The sequence below is a fragment of the Marilutibacter penaei genome, from assembly GCF_014145395.1.
GTDB classification, from domain to species: Bacteria; Pseudomonadota; Gammaproteobacteria; order Xanthomonadales; family Xanthomonadaceae; genus Marilutibacter; species Marilutibacter penaei.
This window is the reverse complement of the sequence record NZ_JACHTE010000006.1, coordinates 51,704-77,832: the sequence shown is the minus strand read 5'-3', so window position 1 is coordinate 77,832 and position 26,129 is coordinate 51,704. Positions and strand designations below refer to the sequence as shown.

Annotated in this window: 26 protein-coding genes; 14 read left to right on the top strand and 12 right to left on the bottom strand. The window is 70.2% G+C overall.

Going from position 1 to position 26,129, the window contains the following annotated elements:
- Positions 1–40 precede the first annotated feature (40 nt).
- Together H4F99_RS09355 and H4F99_RS09350 are read left to right on the top strand one after the other, a co-directional pair.
- Positions 41–787: an ABC transporter ATP-binding protein gene (locus tag H4F99_RS09355; protein WP_182669474.1), complete on the top strand. Its 747-nt coding sequence runs from the start codon at positions 41–43 to the stop codon at positions 785–787.
- The gene (locus H4F99_RS09350; RefSeq protein WP_246371661.1) at positions 784–1,989 is read left to right on the top strand and encodes an ABC transporter permease; all 1,206 of its coding nucleotides are present in this window, start codon (positions 784–786) and stop codon (positions 1,987–1,989) included. The genes H4F99_RS09355 and H4F99_RS09350 overlap by 4 nt, the downstream gene beginning before the upstream one ends.
- Positions 1,990–2,001: 12 nt before the next feature.
- Here H4F99_RS09350 and H4F99_RS09345 read toward each other — a convergent pair whose 3' ends face one another.
- Both H4F99_RS09345 and H4F99_RS09340 read right to left on the bottom strand, forming a co-directional pair.
- The gene (locus H4F99_RS09345; RefSeq protein WP_182669668.1) at positions 2,002–3,444 is read right to left on the bottom strand and encodes an ABC transporter permease/substrate-binding protein; all 1,443 of its coding nucleotides are present in this window, start codon (positions 3,442–3,444) and stop codon (positions 2,002–2,004) included.
- A gap of 20 nt (positions 3,445–3,464) precedes the next feature.
- Entirely contained in the window at positions 3,465–4,202 is a 738-nt protein-coding gene (locus tag H4F99_RS09340) for an ATP-binding cassette domain-containing protein (protein ID WP_182669473.1), read from the bottom strand.
- Positions 4,203–4,270: 68 nt separating this feature from the next.
- Here H4F99_RS09340 and H4F99_RS09335 point away from each other — a divergent pair, with 68 nt between their 5' ends.
- On the top strand, positions 4,271–5,926 hold the full coding sequence (locus H4F99_RS09335; protein WP_182669472.1) for a M28 family metallopeptidase: 1,656 nt from the start codon (positions 4,271–4,273) through the stop codon (positions 5,924–5,926).
- A gap of 36 nt (positions 5,927–5,962) precedes the next feature.
- On the opposite strand, the gene H4F99_RS09330 is transcribed toward H4F99_RS09335, so the two are convergent.
- Complete coding sequence (locus H4F99_RS09330; protein ID WP_182669471.1) at positions 5,963–6,352, bottom strand: DUF1801 domain-containing protein; 390 nt, start codon at positions 6,350–6,352, stop codon at positions 5,963–5,965.
- A 116-nt stretch (positions 6,353–6,468) separates the two neighbouring features.
- Between H4F99_RS09330 and H4F99_RS09325 the strand changes: the two genes are divergently transcribed.
- The 4 genes from H4F99_RS09325 (at position 6,469) to H4F99_RS09310 (ending at position 9,713) form a co-directional block, all read left to right on the top strand.
- Positions 6,469–7,485 (top strand): TIGR00266 family protein, encoded by a 1,017-nt coding sequence (locus tag H4F99_RS09325; RefSeq protein WP_182669470.1) that lies wholly within the window; start codon positions 6,469–6,471, stop codon positions 7,483–7,485.
- Positions 7,486–7,575: 90 nt separating this feature from the next.
- Positions 7,576–7,932, top strand: a complete 357-nt coding sequence (locus H4F99_RS09320; RefSeq protein ID WP_182669469.1) for a DMT family protein — start codon at positions 7,576–7,578, stop codon at positions 7,930–7,932.
- A 76-nt stretch (positions 7,933–8,008) separates the two neighbouring features.
- Positions 8,009–9,040, top strand: coding sequence for a patatin-like phospholipase family protein (locus H4F99_RS09315; RefSeq protein ID WP_182669468.1), 1,032 nt, complete (start codon positions 8,009–8,011; stop codon positions 9,038–9,040).
- Positions 9,041–9,161: 121 nt separating this feature from the next.
- On the top strand, positions 9,162–9,713 hold the full coding sequence (locus tag H4F99_RS09310) for an outer membrane beta-barrel protein (RefSeq protein WP_182669467.1): 552 nt from the start codon (positions 9,162–9,164) through the stop codon (positions 9,711–9,713).
- 73 nt (positions 9,714–9,786) lie between these two features.
- Here the strand turns inward: H4F99_RS09310 and H4F99_RS09305 are convergent, their stop codons facing one another.
- Both H4F99_RS09305 and H4F99_RS09300 read right to left on the bottom strand, forming a co-directional pair.
- Positions 9,787–10,095: a hypothetical protein gene (locus H4F99_RS09305; protein ID WP_182669466.1), complete on the bottom strand. Its 309-nt coding sequence runs from the start codon at positions 10,093–10,095 to the stop codon at positions 9,787–9,789.
- A gap of 43 nt (positions 10,096–10,138) precedes the next feature.
- Positions 10,139–10,621 carry an Lrp/AsnC family transcriptional regulator gene (locus H4F99_RS09300; protein WP_182669465.1) on the bottom strand — a complete coding sequence of 161 codons (483 nt, stop codon included), beginning with the start codon at positions 10,619–10,621 and terminating at the stop codon, positions 10,139–10,141.
- Between the two features lie 136 nt (positions 10,622–10,757).
- Here H4F99_RS09300 and phhA point away from each other — a divergent pair, with 136 nt between their 5' ends.
- Both phhA and H4F99_RS09290 read left to right on the top strand, forming a co-directional pair.
- Positions 10,758–11,648 (top strand): phenylalanine 4-monooxygenase, encoded by an 891-nt coding sequence (phhA, locus tag H4F99_RS09295; protein ID WP_182669464.1) that lies wholly within the window; start codon positions 10,758–10,760, stop codon positions 11,646–11,648.
- 85 nt (positions 11,649–11,733) lie between these two features.
- Positions 11,734–13,323 carry a DUF389 domain-containing protein gene (locus H4F99_RS09290; protein ID WP_182669463.1) on the top strand — a complete coding sequence of 530 codons (1,590 nt, stop codon included), beginning with the start codon at positions 11,734–11,736 and terminating at the stop codon, positions 13,321–13,323.
- A 3-nt stretch (positions 13,324–13,326) separates the two neighbouring features.
- Here H4F99_RS09290 and H4F99_RS09285 read toward each other — a convergent pair whose 3' ends face one another.
- The 4 genes from H4F99_RS09285 to H4F99_RS09270 form a co-directional block, all read right to left on the bottom strand.
- Positions 13,327–13,719 carry a hypothetical protein gene (locus H4F99_RS09285; RefSeq protein WP_182669462.1) on the bottom strand — a complete coding sequence of 131 codons (393 nt, stop codon included), beginning with the start codon at positions 13,717–13,719 and terminating at the stop codon, positions 13,327–13,329.
- 36 nt (positions 13,720–13,755) lie between these two features.
- Positions 13,756–14,526, bottom strand: coding sequence for a LytR/AlgR family response regulator transcription factor (locus H4F99_RS09280; RefSeq protein WP_182669461.1), 771 nt, complete (start codon positions 14,524–14,526; stop codon positions 13,756–13,758).
- Entirely contained in the window at positions 14,519–15,799 is a 1,281-nt protein-coding gene (locus tag H4F99_RS09275; protein ID WP_182669460.1) for a sensor histidine kinase, read from the bottom strand. Before H4F99_RS09275 ends, H4F99_RS09280 begins: the two co-directional genes overlap by 8 nt.
- 155 nt (positions 15,800–15,954) lie before the next feature.
- A complete protein-coding gene (locus H4F99_RS09270) occupies positions 15,955–16,653 on the bottom strand; it encodes a helix-turn-helix transcriptional regulator (protein WP_182669459.1) in 699 nt (232 codons plus the stop codon).
- A gap of 276 nt (positions 16,654–16,929) precedes the next feature.
- Between H4F99_RS09270 and H4F99_RS09265 the strand changes: the two genes are divergently transcribed.
- The 3 genes from H4F99_RS09265 (at position 16,930) to H4F99_RS09255 (ending at position 19,917) form a co-directional block, all read left to right on the top strand.
- A complete protein-coding gene (locus H4F99_RS09265) occupies positions 16,930–17,235 on the top strand; it encodes a hypothetical protein (protein WP_182669458.1) in 306 nt (101 codons plus the stop codon).
- 842 nt (positions 17,236–18,077) lie between these two features.
- Positions 18,078–19,112 carry a class 1 fructose-bisphosphatase gene (locus H4F99_RS09260; protein WP_182669457.1) on the top strand — a complete coding sequence of 345 codons (1,035 nt, stop codon included), beginning with the start codon at positions 18,078–18,080 and terminating at the stop codon, positions 19,110–19,112.
- An 82-nt stretch (positions 19,113–19,194) separates the two neighbouring features.
- Positions 19,195–19,917 carry a 2OG-Fe(II) oxygenase gene (locus tag H4F99_RS09255; protein ID WP_182669667.1) on the top strand — a complete coding sequence of 241 codons (723 nt, stop codon included), beginning with the start codon at positions 19,195–19,197 and terminating at the stop codon, positions 19,915–19,917.
- A gap of 16 nt (positions 19,918–19,933) precedes the next feature.
- On the opposite strand, the gene H4F99_RS09250 is transcribed toward H4F99_RS09255, so the two are convergent.
- Together H4F99_RS09250 and H4F99_RS09245 are read right to left on the bottom strand one after the other, a co-directional pair.
- Positions 19,934–20,368 (bottom strand): response regulator, encoded by a 435-nt coding sequence (locus H4F99_RS09250; RefSeq protein ID WP_182669456.1) that lies wholly within the window; start codon positions 20,366–20,368, stop codon positions 19,934–19,936.
- A 3-nt stretch (positions 20,369–20,371) separates the two neighbouring features.
- Positions 20,372–21,520, bottom strand: coding sequence for a sensor histidine kinase (locus H4F99_RS09245; protein WP_182669455.1), 1,149 nt, complete (start codon positions 21,518–21,520; stop codon positions 20,372–20,374).
- Positions 21,521–21,609: 89 nt separating this feature from the next.
- Here H4F99_RS09245 and H4F99_RS09240 point away from each other — a divergent pair, with 89 nt between their 5' ends.
- On the top strand, positions 21,610–23,463 hold the full coding sequence (locus tag H4F99_RS09240; RefSeq protein ID WP_220481110.1) for an SLC13 family permease: 1,854 nt from the start codon (positions 21,610–21,612) through the stop codon (positions 23,461–23,463).
- A gap of 8 nt (positions 23,464–23,471) precedes the next feature.
- Here H4F99_RS09240 and H4F99_RS09235 read toward each other — a convergent pair whose 3' ends face one another.
- Positions 23,472–24,572 carry a PA0069 family radical SAM protein gene (locus tag H4F99_RS09235; RefSeq protein ID WP_182669454.1) on the bottom strand — a complete coding sequence of 367 codons (1,101 nt, stop codon included), beginning with the start codon at positions 24,570–24,572 and terminating at the stop codon, positions 23,472–23,474.
- A 74-nt stretch (positions 24,573–24,646) separates the two neighbouring features.
- Between H4F99_RS09235 and cls the strand changes: the two genes are divergently transcribed.
- Positions 24,647–26,071: a cardiolipin synthase gene (cls, locus tag H4F99_RS09230; RefSeq protein WP_182669665.1), complete on the top strand. Its 1,425-nt coding sequence runs from the start codon at positions 24,647–24,649 to the stop codon at positions 26,069–26,071.
- The last annotated feature ends 58 nt before the right edge of the window (positions 26,072–26,129 follow it).

Sequence of the window (26,129 nt, the reverse complement as noted above, 5' to 3'; positions counted from 1 at the left end):
ACTCCCGAACCGTCCACCCGCATACGAGACCGCATACCCCATGATTTCCGCACACGACCTGCACAAGGCGTTCAAGACCCGGACCGGCACGGTCAAGGCGGTCGATGGCGTCAGTTTCGAGGCCCACGACGGGCAGATCACCGGCCTGCTCGGCCCCAACGGCGCCGGCAAGACCACCACCCTGCGCATGCTCTACACCCTGATGACGCCCGACAGCGGCACGGTCGAAGTGGACGGCCTGGATGCCACCGCCGAACCGACCGCGGTGCGACGTGCACTGGGCGTGCTGCCGGATGCGCGCGGCGTCTACAAGCGCCTCACCGCGCGCGAGAACATCGCGTACTTCGGCGAGCTGCACGGCCTGTCGCGCAGCGACGTCGCCCGCCGTACCACAACGCTCTCAGAAGCCCTGGACATGACCGACATCCTCGATCGGCAGACCGAGGGGTTCAGCCAGGGGCAGCGCACCAAGACCGCGATCGCGCGGGCGCTGGTCCACGACCCGAGGAACGTGATCCTCGACGAACCCACCAACGGCCTGGACGTGATGACCACGCGCGCGATGCGCGAGTTCCTGTTCAAGCTGCGCGCGGAAGGGCGCTGCGTGATCTTCTCCAGCCACATCATGCAGGAGGTCGCGGCCCTGTGTGACCGCATCGTCATCATCGCCAAGGGCCAGGTGGTCGCCGCGGGCACCGCGGACGAGCTGCGGGAACGCTTCGCGGAGACCAACCTCGAGGACGCCTTCGTCAAGGCCATCGGCTCACCGGAGGGCCTGCACGCATGAACGGCATGAAGACGAAGGCGCCGGGGTATTTCGCCACGCTGGTGTCCGTGATGCGCAAGGAGCTGCGCGACATCGCACGCGACCGCCGCACCCTCGCGATGACCCTGCTGCTGGCACCGCTGCTGTACCCGTTGATGATCATGGGGATGGGCCACCTGGCCGAGTCGCGGGCGCGCACCCAGCTCGAGGGCGAACTGGAGCTGCCCGTGGTCGGTGCGGAACGTGCGCCGAACCTGGTCGCCCATCTCGCCACCCAGAGCATCAAGGCGGTCCCGGCCCCGGACGACCTGGAAGCCGCGATCGTGCGCCAGGACCATGATGTCGGACTGGTGGTGTCGGAGGACTACGGCGCGCACTGGTCGCAGGGCCGGAGCGCGCAGGTGGAGATCCTGGCCGACAGCACCCGCCGCAATGCCGAGATCCCGGTCGCGCGGGTCCGGCGTGCGCTTGAGACCTACCGCAACCAGGTCGGCTCGCTGCGGCTGATGGTGCGCGGCATCGATCCGGCGGTGGTGGCGCCGATCGCCGTGGGCAACCGCGACCTGGCCAGCGCACAGGCCAAGCAGGGCCGGCTGCTCGCGGTGATGTTGCCGTACCTGCTGATCCTCAGTGCGTTCCTGGGCGGCGCCTACCTCATCATCGACGCCACCGCGGGCGAGCGCGAGCGCCAGTCGCTCGAACCGCTGCTGGCCACGCCGGCGCCCCGCGGCGCCATCGTCAGCGGCAAGATCGCCGCCGCCTGCCTGCTGGGACTCACCACCCTGCTGCTGACCCTGCTCGCCTTCAAGGGCAGCGCGATGCTGGCACCAAGCGTCGCCAGGATGGTCGATGTCAGCCTGATGGCGATCCTGCGGATGCTGGTGATCCTGCTGCCGATGCTGCTGATCGGCACCGCCTTGTTGACCTTCCTCGCCGCCTCCGCGAAAAGCATGAAGGAAGCGCAGAGCCACACCGTGTGGCTGATGCTGATGCCGATGGTGCCCACCTTCGTGCTCATGGTGAACCCGGTCAAGTCCGAGCTGTGGCAGTACGCCGTCCCCTTCCTCGCGCAGAACCAGATGCTGTTGAAGGTGATCCGCGGCGAGTGGATCGGTCCGGACGTCTGGGCGGTCTATCTCATCGCGGGCCTGGGCCTCGCGGCCCTGCTGTGGGTACTCGCGGTGAACCGCTACAAGCAGGAGAAGCTCGCGATCTCCGGCTGAGCAGCTCCCGGCTCAGCTGCGCGCGGCCAGGCGCAGCCCGCGGGGCGTCACCCGGCGCTCCAGCACCTCGAACAGGCCCTGCACGGCCAGGGCCATCAGGGCGGCGGGTATCGCCCCCTCGAGGATCAGTCCGATGTCGTCGAGGCGGATGCCGGCCAGGATCGGCTGGCCGTAGCCGCCCGCGCCGATCAGCGCACCGAGGGTGGCGGTCCCGACGTTGATGACCGCGGCGGTCTTGATGCCCGCCAGGATCGTGCCCGCGGCCAAAGGCAGTTCGACCCGCCACAAGCGGGTGCGCGGCGGCAGGCCGATCGCCGCCGCGGTCTCGCGCAGGTCGCGCGGAATACCGGCGAGGCCGGCGTGCGTGTTCCGGACGATCGGCAACAGGCTGTACAGGAACAGCGCGGCGATGGCCGGGGCGGCGCCGATCCCGAACAGCGGGATCATGAAGACGAACACCGCCAGCGACGGCAGGGTCTGCAACACTCCGGTCAGCGACAGCACGACCTGCCCCGCCTTCGGCCTGCGCGCGGCAAACACACCCAGCGGCAGCGCCACCACCAGCGCCATTCCCAGCGACACGCCGACCAGGCCCAGGTGCTCCAGCGTGCGGCGGGCGATCCGTGAAAGCCGCCCGCGCGAGACGGGCGCGGCCTGCCCCAGCCAGGCGGCGGCCACCGCCGCTTCCGGGCGCCGCTCCAGCTTCACCTCCGCGTTCATCGCGCGCATGGACGGCGCATCGATCGTACCGGCCAGCGCGGACAGCGCGGCACTCCACTGCGGCGCGCGCGCGTCCACGTCCGCGCGGTACAGGTAGACCGCCTGGTAGGACGGGAAGTAGCGGCGATCGTCGTCCAGTACGACCAGGTTGTAGTGGGCGATCTCCGCATCGGTGCTGTACAGGTCGATCACGTCGACCGATCCGCTCTCCAGCCCGCGATACGCGAGGTCGTGGTCGAGTCCGTTGGCGGACTGGGGCAGGCCGTACGCCTCGCGCAGGCCGGGCCAGCCATCCTCGCGCTGCATGAACTCGTTGCTGAGACCCAGCACCAGGCCGGGGTGCGAGGCCAGTGCGGAAATCCGATCGATGTCCAGTTCCAGTGCGCGGTCGGCGCGCATCCCCAGCGCGTAGGTGTTGTCGAAGCCCAGCGGGCCGGTCATGCGCAGGCCGCGCTCCGCCAGTGCGGCCTCCAGCGCATCGATGTCGGCGTCGGGCATTCGCAGCAGTTCGCGCGCCAGCGTGCCGGTGTATTCCGGATAGGCATCGATACTGCCTTCCTGCAGCGCGCGCCACAGGATCCGGGTGCCGCCCAGCTGGCGGCGATGTTCGACCTCGACCCCTTCGGCGCGGCCCACCCCCACTGCGATCTCCCCCAGCAGCACCGACTCGGTGAAGTTCTTGCTGCCGATGCGCACGGGCTCGCCGGCATGGGCCGACAGCACCAGCGTGGCCATGAGCCATCCCAGCCAGCGCTTCACAGGCATGCCTCCAGACTGCGCTGGGCATGGAGGAAGTCCGTGACGAAGGGTTCGACCGGCGCATCGAGCAATTCGCGCGCGGTTCCGGTCTGTACCACGCGACCGTCGCGCAGCAGGACCAGGGTATCGGCAAGATAGGCCGCCTCCGCGAGGTCGTGGGTGACCATCACCACCGTTTTGCCCAGGCGCTCGAACAGGCCCCGCATCTGCGCTTGGAGTGCATGGCGGATGATGGGGTCGAGCGCGCCCAGCGGCTCGTCGAGCAGCAGCACGGGCGGGTCGAGCATCAGCGCGCGGATCAGCCCCACGCGCTGCCGCTGGCCGCCCGACAGCGCCGCCGGATACCGCTCCAGCGCATCCTCCGGCAGCTGGCACAACGCCGCGAGCGTCTCCAGCCGGTTCGCGATGCGCGGACGCGACCAGCCGAGGGTCCGCGCCAGCAGCGCGGCGTTGTCCGCGGCGACGAGATGCGGGAACAGCCCGCCTTCCTGGATCACGTAGCCGATCCGGCGCCGGTGCTCGAGCAGGCCCTTCCGATGCAGGGGCGCGCCATCGAAGACCACCTCGCCCGCGTCCGGCCATTCCAGCCCCACCAGCATGCGCAACAAGGTTGACTTGCCCGCCCCGCTGGGCCCGATCAGCGCCGTGGTGCGGCCGGGCGCGATCGACAGCGACACGTCGCGCAGGGCGAACCGGGGGCCATACTGCTTGCTCACGCCATGCAGCTCGAACATGCGGCGAGCTTATCGCAGCCCGCGCGAAGCCCCTGTACGCTGCCCCCTGTCCGCCGCCGGATCCCGCCATGCCCCGTTCGAGCGTCCTTTCCCTGGCCTTTTGCCTGGTCGCACTTTCCAGCTGTACGCCCGACGCGCCCCGCCCGGCGCCCGAACCCTACGACGCCACCGCGGGCGCGGATGCCCGGCGCATCGAGGCGGATGTCCGCTTCCTCGCCGACGACCTGCTGGAAGGACGCGAGGCCGGCACCCGCGGTTTCGACCTGGCGGCCCTGTACGTGGCCCAGCGGATGCGCGCCACCGGCCTGGCACCTGCGGGCGAGGGGGGCTACTACCAGACGGTGCCGCTGCTGAAGGGCGAGCGGCGCGAGGAGGACGCGGCCTTCGTGATCCACCGCGATGGCACCGACACCGCGCTGCGCTTCGGCGACGACTTCCTGCCCGACGTCGACTTCAACCGCGGCACGGCATCGGTCACCGCACCGCTGGTGTTCGTCGGACAGGGCGTGCATGCCCCCGCGCTCGGGCACGACGACTTTTCGGGCGTCGACGTGACGGGCCGGATCGCGGTGCTGTTCGGAGGCGCGCCGCGCACCTTCGATACCGACCGGCGGGCGTTCCACGCCTCGAACCGCGAAAAGCTGCGCACGCTGGCCGACCGCGGTGCGATCGGAGCGATCTTCGTCGCGACCGATGCCGACGAGGCGCGCAGCCCGTGGGCGCACGGCACGCTCAACTGGCGAAGGCCGTCGATGCGCCTGCGCAGCGAAGACGGCACGGCGCTCGACACCTTCCCCGGGCTGCAGGTGGTCGCACGGGTCCGGGCAGGCGTCGCGGCACAGCTGCTCGACACCGGCGGCCACAGCGCGCGGCAGTTGTTCGCGCATGCGGAGGCCGGCACGTTGCGGGCGTTCGAATTGCCGGGCAGGGTGACGCTGGCCTCGCGCACCCGGGTGACGCCCGTGGCCTCGCGCAACGTGGTCGGCCTCTTGCCCGGCAGCGACCCCACCCTCGCCGCCGAGCACGTGGTGTTCAGCGCCCACCTCGACCATGTCGGCATCGGCGAACCGGTGGATGGCGACGCCATCTACAACGGCGCCCTCGACAATGCGCTGGGCGTGGCGATCCTGCTCGAAGCGGCGAAGCGGCTGGTGCAGTCGGACACCGCGCCCCGGCGCTCACTGCTGTTCGTGGCGGTCACCGCGGAGGAGAAAGGCCTGCTTGGCGCGGAGTGGTTCGCCCGGCATCCGACCGTCGCCCCCGGCACGCTGGTCGCCAACGTCAACATGGACATGCCGGTCCTGCTGGCGCCCACGACCGACGTGGTGCCGGTCGGCATCGAGCACTCCACGCTCGCGCCGCTCGTCGAAGCCGCCGCACGCGAGGTCGGTGTCGGACTGTCGCCGGATCCGGTGCCCGAGGCCTCCATCTTCGTCCGCAGCGACCAGTACGCCTTCATCCGCGCCGGCATTCCCGCCGTCTACCTGGTCGGCGGTCACCAGGGCCGCGATGGCGTGGACGCCAAGGCGATCAATGGCGCGTTCATGCGCGAGCACTACCACCGACCCGGCGATGACGCCTCGCAACCGATCCGTTACGACGATGCCGCCCGCCTGGCCCGCCTCAACGCGGTGATCGGCCAGCGCATCGCCGACGCGCCGGACCGGCCCCGCTGGAACGAGGGCGACTTCTTCGGCGAGGCGTTCGGCACGCCGCGCGAGTGAGTCCGGACCGGCCCGGCGGGTGCGCGCGGCGCCTCGTCACTTCAAGCGTTCCAACCGTCCCTTGCGCTTGACCAGGTGCTTGTAGTCCCACTGGATGTCGCGTGCCTTGGACAGCCAGCGCTGGAGATCCGCGGTGTCCACCTGCTCGACCGCGGTGTAACGCCGCTCGGCGGCCTTGAACGTGCCTTCCTTCGACAGGCCCTCCTCGTCGAAGGACTGGCCGCTCCAGAACAGCAGGCGCACGCAAGCCTTGAGCTGGCTGTAGCCGACCACGGGATTGCCGTCGAGGAACCAGACCGGGTGCGCGTGCCAGATCCGGTTCGCGGCCTCCGGCAGGTGGGCGTCGATCTCCCGTGCGAGGAGACTGCAGATCTCCCGCGTTTCCGGTGGCAGGGCCGTGTTGTAGGCGGAGGTATCCGGGTGCATGGCCATCTTCCGTTCGCCAGGGGGCAGGCAGTTCGCATCGCGGGGTGACCTCCGGGCGATGCGCGAACTTCACGTCCATATACACTCCATCGCTCCCCCGAACAAAGGATTGCCCGATGAGCACGTGGTATTTCGTCCCCCCCAACGGTGAACGCGTCGGTCCGCTCGAGATGGAGGCCGCGCAGGCCTATGTCCGCCAGAACCCGGCCGCGCAATGCTGGCGGGAGGGCATGAGCGGCTGGCAGCCGGCGCGTTCGATGCCGGAGTTCGCCGAGGCCACCGGCAGCGCGCCCGCGCACCTGCCGCCGGCGCCCCCGCCGATGAAGGGCCGCAGCGACGATATCGACTACCGCATCGTCGGCACCGACATGCAGTTCGTCGAAGTCGAGCTCGACCCGGGCGAGACCGCGATCGCCGAGGCCGGCGCGCTGATGTACAAGGATTCCAGCGTGCAGATGGACACCGTCTTCGGCGACGGCTCGCACAGCGGCCAGGGCGGCGGCGTGTTCGACAAGCTGCTGTCGGCCGGCAAGCGCGTGGTCACCGGCGAGAGCCTGTTCACGACGACGTTCACCCACACCGGCAGCGGCAAGGCGCATGTCGCCTTCGCGGCGCCCTACCCCGGCACCGTCCTGGCGATGAAGCTCGACGAGCACGGCGGCCGGCTGATCTGCCAGAAGGACAGCTTCCTGGCCGGCGCGCGCGGGGTGTCGCTGGGCATCCACCTGCAGCGCAAGATCCTCACCGGCCTGTTCGGCGGCGAGGGCTTCATCATGCAGAAGATCGAAGGCGACGGCTGGGTGTTCGTGCACGCGGGCGGCACCATCGTCGAGCGCGACCTCAAGGCCGGCGAGCGGCTGGACGTCGACACCGGCTGCGTGGTCGCGTTCCACGACAGCGTCGACATGGACATCCAGCGCGTGGGCGGCATCAAGAGCATGCTGTTCGGTGGCGAGGGCATGTTCCTGGCCACGCTGAAGGGCCCGGGCAAGGTCTGGCTGCAGTCGCTGCCGTTCTCGCGCATGGCCGGCCGCATGCTGGCCGCGGCGCCGCAGGGCGGCGGCCAGGCCCGCGGGGAAGGTTCGATGCTCGGGGGCCTCGGCCGCCTGCTGGACGGCGACAACAGCTTCTGATCCAGCGGCATCGGGCCGTGCCGGCGCGGCCCGATGCCCCTTTCCGCCGGCTCGCGGTCGCCCTGCGGCCGCCCTGCGGGAGATGGCCGGATGCGCGCGATCGGATTGACGGTGCTGATGCTCACACTCAGCAACGTGTTCATGACATTCGCCTGGTATGCCCACCTCAAGGACATGAGCCAGAAGCCGTGGATCGTCGCGGCGCTGGCCAGCTGGGGCATCGCCCTGTTCGAGTACCTGTTGCAGGTGCCGGCCAACCGGATCGGCTACACCGTGCTGACGCTCGGCCAGCTGAAGGTGCTGCAGGAAGTCATCACGCTGTCGGTGTTCGTGCCCTTCGCATTCTTCTATATGAAGGAGCCGCTGAAACTGGACTACCTGTGGGCCGGCCTGTGCCTGATGGGCGCGGTGTTCTTCATGTTCCGCGGCCACTGGGCAGCGGCCTGACGGCCGTTTGGCCTGCAGCAGGCCAAGGGTGTGGGCGGGCCGCTATGCTGGCCGCTCGCCCATGCCACCCTGTCCGATGCGCACGCCTGCCCGCCGCCTGTTCCGTCCCGCCGCCCTGCTCGCCGCCGTCGCGGTGCTGGCCGCCTGTGGCGGCAACCCGACGCGCCCGGCGCCCCCGCCTGCAGTGGTGGCACCGCCGCCGCCCGAACTCAAGGTCGGGCTGGCCCTGGGCGGCGGCGCGGCCAAGGGGTTCGCGCACATCGGCGTGATCAAGATGCTCGAGGCCAACGGCATCCGGGTCGATACGGTCGCCGGCACCAGCGCCGGCAGTGTCGTTGGTGCGCTCTACGCAAGCGGCATGGACGCGTTCCAGATGCAGGACCGCGCGGTGGCGCTGGATGAATCCAGCATCCGCGACGTGCGCCTGTTCTCGGGCGGCCTGGTGCAGGGCCAGGCGCTGCAGGATTACGTGAACGCGCAGGTCGGCGGCAAGGCGATCGACGCGCTGCCGCGCCCGTTCGCCGCGGTATCTACGGAGCTCGACACCGGGCGGCGCGTGGTCTTCGTGCGTGGCAACACCGGCCAGGCCGTGCGCGCATCGAGCAGCATCCCCGGCGTGTTCGAGCCGGTCGCCATCCGCGACAAGCGTTACGTCGATGGCGGCGTGGTCAGCCCGGTACCGGTCGATGCCGCCCGCGAACTTGGCGCGGATTTCGTGATCGCGGTGGACATCTCAACCAAGGCCAACGGCAGCGCACCGAGCGACATGCTCGGCATCGTCAACCGGTCGATCGCGATCATGGGCCAGCGTGCCGGCGCCGAGGAGCTGGCCCGCGCCGACGTGGTGATCCGCCCCGAAGTGCAGCAGATCGGCCCGGCGGATTTCGAGCAGCGCAGTGCGGCGATCATGGCCGGCGAACGCGCCGCGCTCGCCGCATTGCCAGTCATCCGCGCCCGCCTGGCCGAACAGGCCCTGCAACGCTCGAACGCTGCGCAGCGTGCCGCGACCGCCCGCGCCGAGCGCGAAGCGGCCCAGGCACGTGCCGACTGCGAAGCCCGGCAGGGGACGGTGGACCGCTGGTTGCGGCGTGATGCCTGCGTCCAGTGAGTCGCCCGGCAGCGCGTCCGCGTCCGCGTCCGCACGGTTAACACAAAATTGACATCATGCAGGCCGCCCGGCAGGATGCCGGCGCCCAAACGGGGCGACATCAACATTTATGGACGATTGCATGAACAAGACCCTCATCCTCGCCGGCACCAGCCTGGCCCTCGCGTTGTTCTCCAGCACCGCCGTGGCCGGCCAGGGTTTCCTGCGCGCGGAAATCGGCAACAGCGAGACCGAGCTGGACTACGCCGGCGTGCGTGCCGACGACTCGGACACCTCCGCGATCTTCGGCGGCGGCTACTGGTTCAACCCCAACTTCGCCATCGAAGGCCATGTCGGCACCCTGTACAACTCCGACCTCGGCGATGACCAGGAAGCCGACCTGGTGACCATGGGCATCGGCGTCGCGGGCCGCACCCACTTCGGTCCCGACAACACCGGCTTCTTCATCGGCGGCCGCGCCGGCGTGGCGCGCCTGACCGCGCAGGTGCGCGAAGACACCTTCGACGTCGTCGACGACATCAGCTCCACCAAGCCGTACTACGGCGTCAGCGTCGGCTACGACTTCAACCAGAACTGGGGCCTGAGCCTGAACTACGACCGCCGCCAGGGTGATTTCGACGGCGTGGACGTGGACGTCGACACCGTCAGCATCGGCGGCGAATGGCGCTTCTGAGCCCGTCCGTGCCTTGACCGGGGAGCGGCCGCGTCATGCGGCCGTTCCCGTCGCTGGCCGCGGCCGTGCGCGCTCAGCCGGCCACCGGCCCAGCCGCGGGGCCCGGCGTCGACGCGCACCACTCCTCGAAGCGCCCGGCCTCGTTGGGGAACCCTTCGCGCTCGGCCAGCTCCCATGGCCGTTCGCAGGCCTGGCTGCGCTCGCACCAGCGATAGCCCGCCGACGGAATGCAGCCCTGGGCATCGCGGTCGCCCCCCACGGGCGCGTCCGCGGCAGGAGTCCCGCTGGAGTCGCCGGAAGCGGGCGGGTCGGCAGGCGGCGCGCTACAGGCCGCGAGCAGAGCGCAGAGGACGGACACGGCAACCGTGGGCACTCGTCGCATGGGCAACACACTCCCGGATCGTGGACGCGACCAGCATACGCCCTCAACCCGCGAGGGTCGGCAGCGGCAGCCCGCGGAACGGCTTGACCGTGCGCAGCACGAAGCTGGAATTGACGTCGTCGACCCCGGCCTGGTTCAGCAGGCGGTCCAGCAGGAAGCGGGAAAAGTGCTCGAGGTCCTGCACCGCGACGTGCAGCAGGTAGTCCATGTCGCCGGTCAGGGCATGGCAGGCGATGACCTCGTCCCACTGGTTGACGAAACGGCTGAATGCCTCGATCGCCTCGACGCCGTGGTCGGCCAGCTGCACCCGCACGAAGGCCTGCAGGCCCACCCCGATGGCCTCGGGCTCGACGACCGCGCGGTACCCGGCGATCACGCCGTCGCGCTCCAGCCGCTGCACCCGGCGCAGACAGGCCGAGGGCGACAGGTGAACGCGCTCGGCCAGCTCCGCATTGGCCTGACGGCCGCTGCGCTGCAGTTCGGCGAGGATCAACAGATCGATGCGGTCGAGCTCGATGGCGGCCATTCGGTGCGTGTATTTACATAATGTCGCAATCATGTTGCGCTCATTCAGCCGTGGCGCGCAACTTTGCAATCCGCTTGCGCGGTCCCGGCCCTACAGTGAAAGGTCCCCGGATACGCACCCGCGCAAGGAGACCGCCATGGACACCGCCCCCAAACGCGTCGAGCACCAGATGACCGACAAGGGCTACGTCCCGGTCTATACGACCGCCGTGGTGGACCAGCCCTGGGATACCTACACCTCGATCGACCACGATGTCTGGGCGACCCTGTTCGAACGCCAGCAGAAGCTCCTGGTCGGCCGCGCCGGCGATGAGTTCCTCGCCAGCCAGCGCGCGATGGGCATGGCCCCGGACCGCATCCCGAAGTTCGACGACCTCAACCGCATGCTGCGCAAGGCCACCGGCTGGGAGCTGGTCGGCGTCGAGGGCCTGCTGCCGGAGCTGACCTTCTTCGATCATCTGGCGAACCGCCGCTTCCCCGTCACCTGGTGGATCCGCACGCCGGAGCAGCTCGACTACCTGTCCGAGCCGGACCTGTTCCACGACCTGTTCGGCCACGTGCCCCTGCTGATGAACCCGGTGTTCGCCGACTACATGCAGGCCTACGGCCGCGGCGGCGTGAAGGCGCACGGCATCGGCGAGGCCGCGCTGGTCAACCTGACCCGTCTGTACTGGTACACGGTCGAGTTCGGCCTGATCCGCCAGCCGGACGGGCTGCGCATCTACGGCGCCGGCATCGTCTCCTCGAAGGGCGAGTCGATCCACTGCCTCGAAAGCGCTGCTCCCAACCGGATCGGCTTCGACCTGGAGCGGGTGATGCGCACGCGTTACCGCATCGATACCTACCAGAAGACCTACTTCGTCATCGACAGCTACGAGCAGCTGATGGAGGCGACCGGGCCGGACTTCGCACCGATCTACGAGAAGCTGGCCGCGCTCGACTCGATCCCGGCCGGCAACGTCCTCGACACCGACACCGTCTTCAACGCCGGCACCGGCGAGGGCTGGCTGGACGACGGCGACGTCTGAGCCCGCGCACCGGGCCCGCCGGGCGGCTTCCACGCGGGAAGGAATTGGCTAAGCTTGCCGGCAATCCGGTTGCCGGCGCCCGCCCTTGTCCGTCCTGACCCACCCCGAGACCCTGTGGCGCTGGTTGCGCCAGTGGCGCACCACGCACCTCAATACCGATCGCAGCGACGTGGTCGCGCACGTGGACGAAGCCGGTGCGCTGGGCCCGCGCTATGCCTTCATGATCGTGATGTCATGCGGCATCGCGACGCTGGGCCTGTTGCAGAACTCGGTCGCGGTGATCATCGGCGCGATGCTGATATCGCCGCTGATGGGGCCGATCGTGAAGATGGGCATGTCGCTGGCGACCTTCGACCTGCGCAGCCTGCGCGAAGCATTGAAGACGCTGGTGGTCGGCGTGCTGCTTTCGCTGGGGATCGCCGCGCTGATCGTGCTGGTGTCGCCGCTGCAGGAACCGACCCCCGAGATCCTGGCGCGGACCGCACCCAACCTGTTCGACCTGCTGGTGGCGATCTTCTCCGGCCTCGCCGGCGCCTATGCGACGGTCACGCGCAAGGGCGAGACCATCGTCGGCGTCGCGATCGCGACCGCCCTGATGCCGCCGCTCGCGGTCACCGGCTTCGGGCTGGCGGTGGGCAACGGAAGCATCGCCGGCGGCGCGGGCTTCCTGTTCATGACCAACCTGCTGGCAATCGCGCTGTCGGTGACGATCATGGCGCGCTGGTACGGCTTCGGCCGGCACGACTCGCCCAAGCAGACCGCATGGCAGGCCGCGCTGATCGTCACCACCTTCGTGCTGCTGTCGATCCCGCTTGGCATCGCGCTGCGCAACATCGCCGCCCGGGGCCTGGCCGAACGCACCGTGCGGACCACCCTCAACGACGCCGCCCGCGAGGCCAATGCCCGCGTCACCACCCTGCGCGTCGAGCGCGCGGACGAGACCATCCTGGTCGACGCCGTGCTGCTGACGCCGTCCGCCCAGCCGCGGATGGCGAAACGCCTGGAGGACCAGCTGGAAGACGTGCTCGAGCGGCCGGTCCGGGTGACCCTGAGCGAGGTGCTGACCGCGGACGAGGCGGCGCTCGCGCGGGACAAGGCCACCCTCGCGGAGCTGCGCGCGAGCGTGCAGCGCCTGCAGACCGCGCAGCGCGATTCCAGCGCGGCGCAGCATGCGGAAGTCGAGAAGACCCAGGCCCTGGCCCAACGGGCGATGGCGTCCCTGGGGCAGTTCGACGTGGTCGACCAGGGCCGCCAGGCCCGCTGGCTCCTGAGCCCCCAGGCCGGGCTGGACGTGCCAGCCGCGCGGCGGCTCGAACAGGCGATGGTCGTGGACGATGCGACGCGGGTACAGGTCGTCCCGGCCTTCCAGCCCCTGCCGATGCTCCATTTCGAAGACGACAGCAGCGTGCTCGACGCCGACGCCGAAGCACGCCTGGCCGACATCCTGTGGGCGCTGCAGCGATGGCAGTACGACCGGGTCGACGTGCTCGGCCACGCCGGGGGCGAAATCGTGCTGGCACAGGCCCGGGCCGACGCGGTCGCCGAGTGGCTGCGCGCCCGCGACGTGGAGGTCGCCGCGGCCACCGCGGCCGATCGCGACGCCTCGCGCCAGCTCATCGCCGAGCAGGGCCGCGACGCAATCCGCGTGGTGCAGGTCAGTCCGGCCGCGCGCTGAGGCTCAACCCACGCGCTGGCCGAGGCAGGCAGCGGTCAGCGGCCCGGACTGCTCGCGCACGCAATGGCGGAAGTCCAGCGGCAGGTCGCTGACGTCGCGCTGTTCGCCGACCTGGAGATCGAACTGCAGCCGTGGCGACGCGGTCTCGGCGCAACGCACGATGCGGTCGCCGAAGGCGGCGGTCAGGCCGCCACAGGCCCCGCCGAAGACGGCGTAATGGCAGCGTCCGGTTTCGCTGGCGTGGCACTCGAAGCGCGCGCTGCCCGGGAAGGCCTCGGTCACGCTGTGGAAGCCCAGTTGGCCGTCGTCGGCGCGACGCAGCACGACCGTGGTGCCCGGCGTGCCGGTGCAGGCGGTCGACAGCGCGACCAGGGCAAGCAGGACGATGTGGCGCATCAGCATTTCGATTCCTTCCTCCGCGGCGGTCCGCGGTCACATGTGCTTGAACAGGGCCATGAACGGCGCGCTGACCGGCAGGGTCTCGTCGCGCTGGCGCAGCCGCAGGCTGCCGCGGCCACTGTCGTCGCGGACGATGGCGGCGACCGCGCGCAGGTTGACGATGGTCGAGCGGTGGACCTGCTTGAACACGTTGGGGTCGAGCACCTGCAGCAGGTCGCGGATCGGCTTGCGGATCACCGACTCGCCCTCGGCGGTGACCACCACGGTGTACTTGTGGTCGGCGCGGAAATAGGCGACGTCGTCGACCAGGATCAGCCGCGTCTCACGACCGGCGCTGGCGGTGATCCAGGTCAGCGGCTCAGCCGGCGACAGGCTGCCGCCGCCCCTAAGGCGCGCCGCCAGGGCCTCGATCAGCGCGGCATCGACCGGATTGGCGGGGGCCGCCTGCAGGCGCTTGATGGTGGTGGCGAGGCGCTCGCTGTCCACCGGCTTCAGCAGGTAGTCGACCGCGCCGTGCTCGAAGGCCTCGATCGCGTGCTGGTCGTAGGCGGTGATGAAGACGATGCGGGTCGACGGGCTGGCCTCGGCGGCGGCGGCGGCGACGTCCAGGCCGGTCAGGCCCGGCATGCGGATGTCGAGGAAGGCCACGTCCGGGCGATGCTCACTGATCGCATCCAGTGCCTCGGCCCCGTCCTCGCACTCGGCGAGGATCTCCAGGCCGGGCCAGGCCCGCATCAGCTGCTCGACCAGCGACTGCCGCAGCAGGGCTTCGTCCTCGGCGACGATGGCGCGGAACTCAGGCATGGGGAGCCTCCTCGGCATCGGCGGCGGGCACCGGCGGCGGCAGCGGGCGGTCCAGCGGCACGGTGATCGTCGCCGCGACGCCCTGCGGGAAGTTGGCGACGACGGCCAGGTGCGCGGCCTCGCCATGGGTCAGCCGCAGGCGTTCGCGCACGTTCTTCAGGCCGATGCCGGTGCCGCTGTTCTGGGTGTTGAAGCCCATGCCGTCGTCGGCGACGGTCACCGCCAGCTTGTGGTCGGAGGCGCGCGCCAGCAGCCAGACGGTGCCGCCACCGGGCTTGGGCTCCAGGCCGTGCTTGATGGCGTTCTCGACCAGGGTCTGCAGCATCATCGGCGGCAGCGCGACGCCGCGCAGGTCCGCGGGCACGTCGACCTGCACCTGCAGGCGCGGCCCCATGCGCAGCTTGAGGATCTCCAGGTACGCAGTGGAGCGGTCCAGCTCCGCGCCCAGCGTCGACATCGACTCGTCGGCACGCGGCAGCGAGCGGCGAAGGTAGTCGATCAGGTGGCCGAGCATCACGTCGGCGCGCTGCGGGTCGTGGCGGGTCAGCACCTGCGCGCTCGCCAGGGTGTTGTAGAGGAAGTGCGGTTCGACCTGCGCATGCAGGAGGCTGAGCTTGGCCACGGTGAGTTCCTTCTCGGTTTCGGTCTGGCGGACGGCGGCCTGTTCGCGGCGCCGGTGTTCGGCCACGCGGCGGGTGATCGCACGGGCCAGGGCTTCGGCGTTGTCGAGGTTGCTGCCGTCGTCGATGCGGAACCAGTCGCTCCAGGCATCGGTGTCGGGTTCACAGAGCACGGTCGCACGGCTGCTGCCGTCGCCCGGCGCCAGGGTGGCGACGATGCGGCCGCAGGAGGCGCGCACCAGGCCGTCGAGGAAGGCCAGCACGCGGGAGACCCAACCTTCCGCCGGCTTCTGCGTCGCGACCCGCGCCCGCACCTGCAGGCTGTCGCGTGCCGTGTCGACATGCACCACGCCGGGCAGGTCGCGGATCGCGGCATCGAGCAGGGCGAAGGCCTCGTCGGCATCCAGCGGGATCTCGATCTGGCGGCGCTGGCGGCTGGCCACCGTGGTCGCGTCGACGTCGCCAGCGATCATGCGCACCCGGCGCAGGTGCGAGGTGCCCAGCGACACCACCGCGATCGCCGCGATCAGGAACAACAGGAAGAACGGCACCACGTCCGGCAACGGCAACTCGTCCCAGAGGATGGTCAGCACGATGAAGACCGCCGCCCAGGCGGCGACGCGACGTGCGATGAAGAAGAAACCGAAGCTCATGGGAGGCGACCGGGAAGACGTTGGCAATGACGATGGACCGAGCATAGCCAGCCCCCCGGCGGGGAAAAGGGGGCAGGCGACGAACCCGGGTATACGGCGACGAACGAAGGGATGCGTGGATCGACGCGGCGGTTGCAGGGGCCGACGGGCGGTGCTCAGCCGGCCGGTCGTGCCTCATCCGCTCGCATGGCACGGAGGTAGGCGTCCAGCCCGCGGGCCGGGTCGTCCGGGTACACCTCGCCGGTCTCGCGCCAACCCACGATGCGGTCCGGGCGGAAACTGCGGAAGCTGGCGCGCAGCCGGCACCAGGCCCCCAGCGTCCAGCTGCCGCCCCAGAAGGCGAGGCACAGGGGTTCGATGTCCCGCTCGCTCGGCTGTCCCGCTTCGTCGCGGTACGCCAGCCGCAACAGTCGGCGGGCGGTGATCGCCTCGTGCAGGCCGTCGATCAGGCCGCTGTTCTCGAGCCGCTCGACCTCGGGCGCGAAGATCCGGCTGCGGTCGGCGATGTCGGCCAGCCCGGGCGGCAGCACCGCTTCGATCTTGAGCAGGGCGGACGTCGCGCCGCGCCCCAGCCGCACGCCCCCGAAGGCACGGACGAACCGCGTGCCGACCACCAGGGCTTCGAGCTCGTCCGGGGTGAACATCAGCGGCGGGATGTCCGCACCCCGGCGCAGCAGGTAACCGACACCGGCCTCGCCCTCGATCGGCACGCCGGAGCGCTGCAGGTCGGCGACGTCGCGGTAGACCGTGCGCAGCGAGACTTCCAGCGTGTCGGCCAGCTGCTGGGCGGTGATCGCACGGCGGCGGCCACGCAACGCATGGATCAGCAGGAACAGGCGGTCGGCGCGGCGCATGCGGCATCTTCGCCCGGGGCGGTCGCGGGGGAAACCCGGGCATCCGCTGCCACGGGATCGAAATTGAAAGCGGGGCGCATCGTGTCACTCCGTGTGATGGCGTCCGGTCCAGCCTGCCACCTGCCTCCTGCCAGCCTGCTGGCAGCAGCCGTCGGCCGCAGCCCGGCGCGTCTGAACCGAGCGCAACCGTCACCCTGAACGCACGCCGGTGTCATGCACGCCGCCCACACTCCGCCCGTCGCAAGCTCCGCGACCCGATCCGCCAAGAGTGTGGGCATGACCCGACCCGACCGTACCCTCGAAGACGTCCACGCCGGTATCGAAGCCGCGTTCCAGCATGTGGTGGCGCATGCGGGCGTCGGACTCGACCCGGCGTTCGAGCGGCGTCTGGACCGGCACCAGCGCCAGCTGCGGGCCCTCCTGGGCGAAGACGCCGATCTCGCCAGCGATGCGATCGAAGCGGCGAGGCGCGTGATGACCTCGGCCGATCCCGCCGCCCCGCTGCTGATGCTGGCCATGGCCCGCGACGCGCTCGCCCGCGCGGTGCGCCGACATGCCCACCGGATGCGCATCGCGGCCTGAGGTCGCCGCCGCGAGTGGGGTGGGCGGCGTTTCCGGAGTGCGGGCGTTCGAGGCTTGCGAGGTTCTCGAGGCACGGGCTTCGGATGGCGTCGCCGCCCGGCGGGAGGGGGGTTGCTGCGCCCTCCTGACGACGTCCTGTCTTTAAGTCGGGTCGCAGACCTTCGTGGTCTGCTCTCCGCAACCCCCCTCCCGCCGGGCAGCGCCTATCGCGAACGTGTAGCTCCGGGTTTTCGGTTGCTTCTCATCACAGGCGCCGATCAGCCGGTCAGAAGCCGGTGGCTCTGGAAGTCGCGTGACCGTGCGCGGCATGGATGCCGCGCCCGAGCCTCCAAGGACGGATTCACGGCGTGTCACGCGACTTCCAGAGCCACCGGCTTCCTACGACCCCCCACCCCGCAATCACGAATGCCTTTCTGCCCGACGACTCGTCCCAACAGCGCTCGCATGGACCGCATCGGGTTCGCGCGAGGGCCAGCGCGGTTCGCCTGCGGACCGCGGGCGTCCGGCCGGGGCCCCGCCAGGTCCATCGGCGGGCACGACGGGGACCTCGACGGGGCCGGCGCGGTGCGCGTGGACGCCCGGCGGGCCGGCCGCAGGGCCGGGGTGCCCCGTTCGGAGACGGTCCCGTGTCCGCTTGCGCGCCGCGCTGGCCCGTGCACGGCGCCCGCACCCGAGTACGTGGACCGCTCCTGCCCCGGCGTCGCGGCAGGAGCGCTGCCTACCGGGCATGCCAGCTGACATCGTTGTCATTGTTTTTGCTGGGTTTTTCCTCCGCCCGAAGGCAGCACCGCCGGTGGCTTTCGGCGACAATGGCGCCCCGTTTCCGCAGGCCTGCACCCGCCATGTCGCCGTCCAGCACCGTTTCACTGACCCGCCATCTCCTCGAGGAACAGCGTGCCGGGCGCATCAATGCCGATGCCCGCCTGCTGATCGAAGTCGTGGCCCGGGCCTGCAAGAGCATCTCGATCGCGGTCGGCAAGGGCGCGCTTGGCGGCGTGCTCGGCGATGCCGGCACCGCCGGCGAGGCCAGCATCAACATCCAGGGCGAGGCGCAGAAGAAGCTCGACGTGCTCAGCAACGAGATCCTGATGGAGGCCAATGCCTGGGGCGGGCACCTAGCCGGCCTCGCCTCGGAGGAGATGGACCACAGCCAGCCGATCCCGGACGTCCATCCGCGCGGCAACTACCTGCTGCTGTTCGATCCGCTGGACGGCAGCTCCAACATCGACGTGAACATCTCGGTCGGCACGATCTTCTCGGTGCTGCGCTGCCCCGACGGCGTCACCACGCCGGCCGACGAGCACTACCTGCAGCCCGGCACCGCGCAGGTCGCGGCCGGCTACTGCACCTACGGGCCCAGCACGATGCTGGTGCTGACCATCGGCCACGGCACCCATGCCTTCACCCTGGACCGCGAGATCGGCAGCTTCGTGCTGACCCAGCGCGGCATGACGATTCCCGAGGAGACGAAGGAATTCGCCGTGAACATGTCCAACCAGCGCTTCTGGGAAGCGCCGATGCAGGCCTATGTCGGTGACCTCCTGGCCGGCAAGGAAGGCCCGCGCGGCAAGGACTTCAACATGCGCTGGGTGGCCAGCATGGTCGCCGACGTGCACCGCATCCTGACCCGCGGCGGCATCTTCAGCTATCCGCTCGACAGCAAGTGCGCGGCCAAGGGCGGCAAGCTGCGGCTGATGTACGAAGCCAACCCGATGAGCTTCCTGGTCGAGCAGGCCGGCGGTGCCGCCAGCACTGGCCGCCAGCGCATGCTCGAGGTCCAGCCGACCGGCCTGCACCAGCGCGTGCCGGTGTTCCTCGGCTCCAAGGCCGAGGTCGAGGCCGCGGTGGGCTACCACGCCCGCCACGACGCCGGCTGAGGCCCCTGCCCCGGGCGCACGGTTTGGCCCTCCCCCGGGGCTTCATGCGAGGATGCAGGCCGGCTCCGACACCGGCATTGGCATGGACGACACCGCCCCCGACTTCATCGAAGTCTTCCCGGATGCGCTCGACCGCGCGCAGTGCGCGGCGATGATCGAGCGCTTCGAGCGCAGCGGCGCCGACCAGCCCGGCCTGGTCGGCGGCGGGCACCGCCCGGACCTCAAGGACAGCCGCGACATCACGCTGGCGGGCAAGCCCGAGTGGCAGGACATCGAGCAGCAGTTGAATGCCGCGGTGTTCAAGGGCGTGATGGCCTACCTGCGCCGCCATCCCTACACCCTGATCGCGCCGTTGATGCTGGAGGTGGCCGATCCGGACGGCCGCCGCCACCGGCTCACCGCCGAACGCCTGCAGGCCATGGACGACGAGGCGCTGGCCGGGGTCGCCCAGACCGTGCTCCGTCCCGGCGCGATCAACCTGCAGCGTTACACCGGGGGGCGCGGCGGTTATCCCTATTGGCACTGCGAGCTGTTCCCGCGCGATGCCCACGGCGAGACCCTGCATCGCCACCTGCTGTGGACGGTGTACCTCAACGAGGGGTTCGGGGCCGGGGAGACCGAGTTCCTGCACCAGCGACGCAAGGTCGCGCCGCGGACCGGCAGCCTGCTGATCGCGCCGGCCGCGTTCACCCATACCCATCGCGGCAACCGCCCCGAGGGCGGCGACAAGTACATCGCCACCAGCTGGGTGCTGTTCCAGCGCGCGGAGACGCTCTACGGCGGTGGCGCCGGGGCGCGCGGCTGAGGCGCGCCGGCGCGGCTCAGGCGGTGCGGGCCTGGTTGAGCACCAACCAGTACAGGCCGACCTGCTTCACCGCCCACACGAACTGCTCGAAGTCCACCGGCTTGCGGATGTAGCTGTTCGCGCCCAGCGCGTAGCAGGCGTCGATGTCCATCGGTTCGGAGCTGGTGGTCATCACCACGACCGGGATGGTGCGGGTGCGCGGTTCGGCGCGGATCGCTTCCAGCACTTCGCGGCCGTCCACCTTGGGCAGGTTGAGGTCCAGCAGGATGATCGACGGCAGGTCGTGCGGGTCGCGGTCGGCGTGGGGGCCGCGCGCGAACAGGTAATCCAGCGCCTGGACGCCATCGCCGGCCACCACCAGCTGGTTGGCGACCTTGGCCTCGTCGAAGGCCAGGCGGGTCAGCTCGATGTCGTCGGGATTGTCTTCGACCAGCAGTATCACTTTGTCCACGTATCACGTTCCCCCTGTTCCAGCGGGTGGCACCGGCAGTTCAAGCGTGAACGTGCTGCCGTGTCCGGGCCGTGATTCGGCCGTGATGCGCCCCCCGTGGCGTTCCGCCACCCGCTGGGCAATCGCAAGGCCCAGCCCGTGTCCCGCGCCGTCTTCCAGGCCATGCAGGCGCTGGAACGGCTCGAACAGTTTATGAAGGTAACGCATGTCGAAGCCCGTGCCGTTGTCACGGATCCGCAGGCGGAGCCGCCCGCCTTCGCAGCGCCCGTCGACCTCGATGCTAGCCGCCTCGCGGCCGCGGGTGAACACCCAGGCATTCGCGGCGAGTTCGTCGAGCATCAGCTTGAGCAGGCGTTCGTCGCCCTCGGCGAGCAGGCCCGGTTCGACGCTGATCTCCACCTGCCGGTCCGGATCGGCGTCCTGCTGTTCGGCCAGCGCCCACTCGGCCAGCAGGCTGAGGTCGACGCGCCTGGGGTTCAGCGGCGCGCGGGTGGCGCGCGAGAGCCGGCCCAGCCCGTCCAGCAGGCTGGACATGCGGTTGGCCGCCGAGTGGATGCGCTGCAGGTGCTCGCGGGCCTCGTCGTCGAGGTGCGGGGCCAGGCGCTGGCCGAGGCGCTGCGAGAAGCTTTCGATCGACCGCAGCGGCGCGCGCATGTCGTGCGCGACGGCATCGGCGAACAGCTGCAGCTGGTGATGCGAGGCCTCCAGCTCCAGGCCGCGCTGGTCGGCGCGCGCGCGCAGGGCCTCCTCCCGCTGGACTTCGTCGCTGATGTCGCGCACCTGGGAGAGCAGGTACATCGGCTCGCCGTCGGCGTCGCGGATGACCGCGCTGTTCAACTGCGCCCAGAACATGGAGCCGTCGCGGCGGAGATAGCGCTTGCGGGCATCGAGCAGGCCGTCCGGGCCGTGGGTCAGGCGCCGGGTGAACTGCTCGACGAGCGGGCGGTCGTCAGGATGGGTCACGTCCTGGAGGCTGCGGCCAGCGAGGTCTTCGCCCGCGTAACCGAGCATTCGCGACAACACGGCATTGGTTTCGACGAAGTGGCCGTCGATGGAGACGATTGCCATCCCGATGCCCGACGCCGCCATGACCAGACGCAGTGCCGTATCGCCCGGCAGGCTGGAAAGCGTTGCAGTGGTTTGCATCGGCATCGTGGTTCCGGGGTCGATGCCAGTGTAGCCGGGACGGTCGTGATGGCCCGGTGCAGGCGAACGGCGCCTTATGCCGCACAATGCGCCCCATGGATGCCGTCGCCTCCCCGTTCACGCAGACCTTGCTCAGCCAGGTGTCCTGGCAGCAGGTGGCGTTCCTGCTGATCCTGGCGGGCACGCTGTACCTGTTCGTCAGCGAGCGCCTGCGCGTGGACGTGACCGCCATGCTGAGCCTGCTGGCGCTGGTGGTGACGGGCATCCTGGACTCGAAGCAGGCGCTGTCGGGCTTCGCCAGCGAGCCGGCGATCATCGTCGCGGCGGTCTTCATCATCTCAGGCGGACTCGCCGCGACCGGCATCACCGAGCGCATCGGCCAGTGGATCGCCCGTGTCGGCGGCCACAGCGAGAGCCGGGCGATCGCGGTGGTGATGCCGGTGGTGGCCGCGCTGTCCTCGTTCACGCACCACGTGATGGTGACGGCGATGATGCTGCCGATCCTCAGCCGGTTCGCGCGGGCGCGCGGGCTGTCGGTGTCGCGGCTGCTGATGCCGATGTCCTTTGCCGCTTCGCTGGGGACGACGCTCACCCTCGTCAGTGCGCCGGCGTTCCTGCTGGCCAACAACCTGATCCAGCGCACCGGCACCGAGGGGCTGGGGATCTTTTCGATCACGCCGATCGGCATCGCCCTGGTGCTGATCGGCATGGTCTACATGCTGCTCACGCACTGGCTGTTGCCCAAGCGTGGCTCCGACAGCAGCGACGACGAATACCTGCGCCTGGACCGCTACCGGACCGAACTGCTGGTCGTCGAAGGATCGCGCTGGAGCACGCGCCCCCTGTCCGACCTGCGCAAGGCGCTGGGCGAGAAATTCCGCCTGGTCGGCTGGATGCGCGACGGCCGGCTGCGCAAGGACCTGGGCGAGTCCAGCCCGCTGATCTCCGGCGACGTGCTGCTGGTGGAGGCCTCGGCCGACACCCTGGCGTCGCTGCACGACGACCCGGGCCTGGACCTCAACGCGGTGGCGCGGTTCGGCAGCACCGTGACCGGCGACGGCGAGGCACAGCTGGTGCAGGCGGTGGTGGCACCGGGCTCGGAGTTCATCGGCCACTCGGTGCGCGAACTGGATTTCTCGCGCCGCTTCCATGCGGTGATCGCCGGGCTGTGGCGACGCGACGCGACGATCGCGCCGCGCATCGCCGATGCCCGCCTCCGCGAAGGCGACCTGCTGGTCCTGTGGGGCAAGCCCGCGCGCTTCGCGGAACTGGCCGCGCATCACGGCTTCCTGATGCTGGTGCCGTTCGCCGGCGAGGCCAAACGACGCATCCGGGCGCCGATCGCCCTGATGGTGATGGGCGCCACCATCCTCGCCGCCGCCACCGAGTGGCTGCCGGTGCCGCTGGCGTTCCTGCTCGGCGCGGTGGCCATGGTGGCCACGCGCTGCGTCGACATCGAACAGGCCTACCGCGAGGTCGACGTGCGCATCTTCGTGATGATCGCCGGCGTGATCCCGCTGGGCATCGCGATGGAGCAGACCGGCACTGCCGCCCTGCTCGCCCAGGGCCTGCTGCAGGTGGTCTCGCAATGGTCGCCACTGTCGATCCTGCTGGTGATGTTCGCCGCGGCCGGGCTGCTGTCGCAGGTCCTGTCGGATGCCGCGACCACGGTGCTGCTCGGGCCGATTGCGATCTCGCTGGCGCAGTCGCTCGGCCTTCCGGTGACGCCTTTCGTGGTCTGCACGGCCCTTGGCGCGGTCGTGACCTTCCTGATCCCGATCGGGCACCACGGCAACCTGCTGATCCTCGGGCCGGGCCAGTACCGCTTCAGCGACTTCATCCGCATCGGCCTGCCGCTGTCGATCCTGCTCGCGCTGACCAGCGCCTGGATCGCCCGCTGGCTATGGCTGGGCGGTCCACTGATGCCCGGTGGCTTCGGCGGGGTCTGAGCGCCGGCTCAGAACAGCTCGCGCTGGGGCGAGTCGGGCCGAGGCGGAACGAAACGGCTGCAGTCGAGCGGCGGCAGGCGGGCATATCCGAGTCGCCGGTGCGCCCGCTTGAAGCGTTGCGCGATCAGCTCGGCGAACGGGCCTTCGCCGCGCATGCGGGTCCCGAAGGTGCTGTCGTAATCCTTGCCGCCGCGCATCTGCTGGACCAGGCTCATGACGTGCGCCGCGCGCTCCGGATAGTGCACCGACAGCCACTCCCGCCACAGTTGCCGGAGTTCGTGCGGCAGGCGGAGCAGCACGTGGCCGGCCGAAGCGGCGCCGGCCTCCCGGGCGGCTTCGAGGATGGCTTCGAGCTCGTGGTCGGTGATGCCCGGGATGACCGGCGCCACCAGCACGCCCACCGGCACCCCCGCCTCATGGAGCGCGCGGATGGCGTTCAGCCGGGCATGCGGGGCGGACGCGCGGGGCTCCATGCGGGCCGACAGGCGATTGTCGAGCGTGGTCACCGACAGGTAGACGGTCGCCAGCCGGTCGCGCGCGAGGTCCGCGAGCAGCGCGAGGTCGTCCAGGACCGCCGCGCTCTTGGTCACGATGCTGACCGGATGCCGGCACTCGGCCAGCACGTCCAGGCAGGCACGGGTGATGCGGTAGCGGCGCTCGCTGGGCTGGTAGGCATCGGTATTGATGCCGAGCGCGATGGGTGCGCAGCGGTAGGCGCGCCGCCCCAGTTCGTCGCGGAGCCGTTCGGCGGCATTGGTCTTCGCGAACAGCCGGGTCTCGAAGTCCAGGCCGGGCGACAGGTCCAGGTACGCATGGGAGGGGCGCGCGAAGCAGTACGCGCATCCGTGCTCGCAGCCGCGGTACGGGTTGACCGACTGGCTGAAGCCGACGTCCGGCGACGCGTTGCGGCTGATGATGGAGCGGGCGCGTTCCTCGCTGACGCGCGTCGCCGGGTTGGGCGTGTCCGCCAGGGCCTCGCCCAGCGAGCCCCAGCCATCGTCGGCGCCTTCCACCCGGGTCACCGCGAAGCGTCCGTCCACCTGCGAGGGCGCCCCGCGCCCCTTCACGCGGCGTGGATTCGGTTCGCGCGGTTTCCGGGCATCATCCATGCACCTAGGCTACGCCGCGCCCGTCGCACCCTGCGCGACCGGGGACGGCTCGTTCATGCACCGGAGGGTTCCCCCTGATCGCATTCTGGCACTCGTTCTTCGAACTTCCGCGCATCGAGCTGTGGCTGGCGATCGGCTGGCTGGTGTACCTGGTGTGGATCGGCGGCTGGATCATCCTGCAGAAGCGGGAGCCGGTCGCGACGCTGAGCTGGCTGATCAGCCTGGCCGCCCTGCCCTATCTCGGCTTCCTGATCTACTACTTCCTCGGTCCGCAGAAGATCCGGCGCCGTTCCGCGCAGCGGCAGCTGTCGCGCGCTGCGCTCCCGGCCCCACCGGCGGGCCTGACGCCCGATCCCGACGCGGTGGAGCTCGCCCGCCTCGGCCAGTCCGTGACCGGCCTGCCGCCGACGACCGCGTCCGAGGTCCAGCTGCTCGTGGACGGCGGGGCCAAGTACGCGGCCCTCATCGACGCCGTGCGCGAAGCGCGGGAACACATCCATCTCGAGTACTACATCTTCAATCCGGACTGCATCGGCACCGAGCTGCGGGATGCGCTGGTCGCCCGCGCGCAGGCCGGCGTCAAGGTCCGCCTGCTGATCGATGCGGTGGGATCGGGGAAGTGCAAGCACACCTTCCTGAAGCCGTTGCTGGACGCCGGTGGCGAGGTGGCCTGGTTCCACCCGATGCGGCTGAAGTTCCTGTGGAAACGGCCGTGGCTGAACCTGCGCACGCACCGGAAGATCGTGGTGATCGACAGCCGGGTGGCCTTCACCGGTGGCATCAACATCACCGACGAGGAGGACGAGCGGCGGCGCGACGACGCCTACCGCGACCTGCACATGCGGCTCGAGGGCAACGTGGTGCTCGAGCTGCAGCTGGTGTTCATCGAGGACTGGGCCTACGCCACGGGCGAACCGCCCCTCCAGCTCGCCCACCCGAACCGGGTGATCGGCAAGGTGCCCGCCCAGGTGGTGGTCAGCGGCCCGGATTCGCCGTGGGAGGCCATCCATCGGCTGCATGTCAGCGCGATCCACGATGCGCGCAGGCGGGTGTGGCTGGTCACCCCCTATTTCGTGCCCGGGGAAGCGGCGCGGATGGCGCTCACGTCCGCCGCGCTCGGCGGACTGGACGTGCGCCTGGTGGTGCCCAAGATGAGCGACAGCCACCTGGTGACCTATGCCGCCCGGTCCTACTTCGACGAATTGCTGCAGGCCGGGGTCAAGATCTACGAGTACGGCCCGCGGATGCTGCACACCAAGGCCCTGCTGTGCGACGACGACCTGGTGCTGCTGGGCAGCGCGAACTTCGACCACCGCAGCTTCCGGCTGAACTTCGAAGTGTCCGTGCTGTTCCGGGACAAGGGGCTGTGCGCGCAGGTGGCGGAGCTGATCGAAGGCGAGTGCGACTATGCCTGCCAGGTCCAGGACGAACGCGACCGTGCCCTGTGGCGCGTGCGCCTGCCCGAGGCCCTCGCGCGGCTGGTGTCGCCGCTGCTGTGAGGGGGAAGCCCGGCGACCGACGGATGGCCGCAGCACCGGGCTGGCCGGGCGCGAGGGC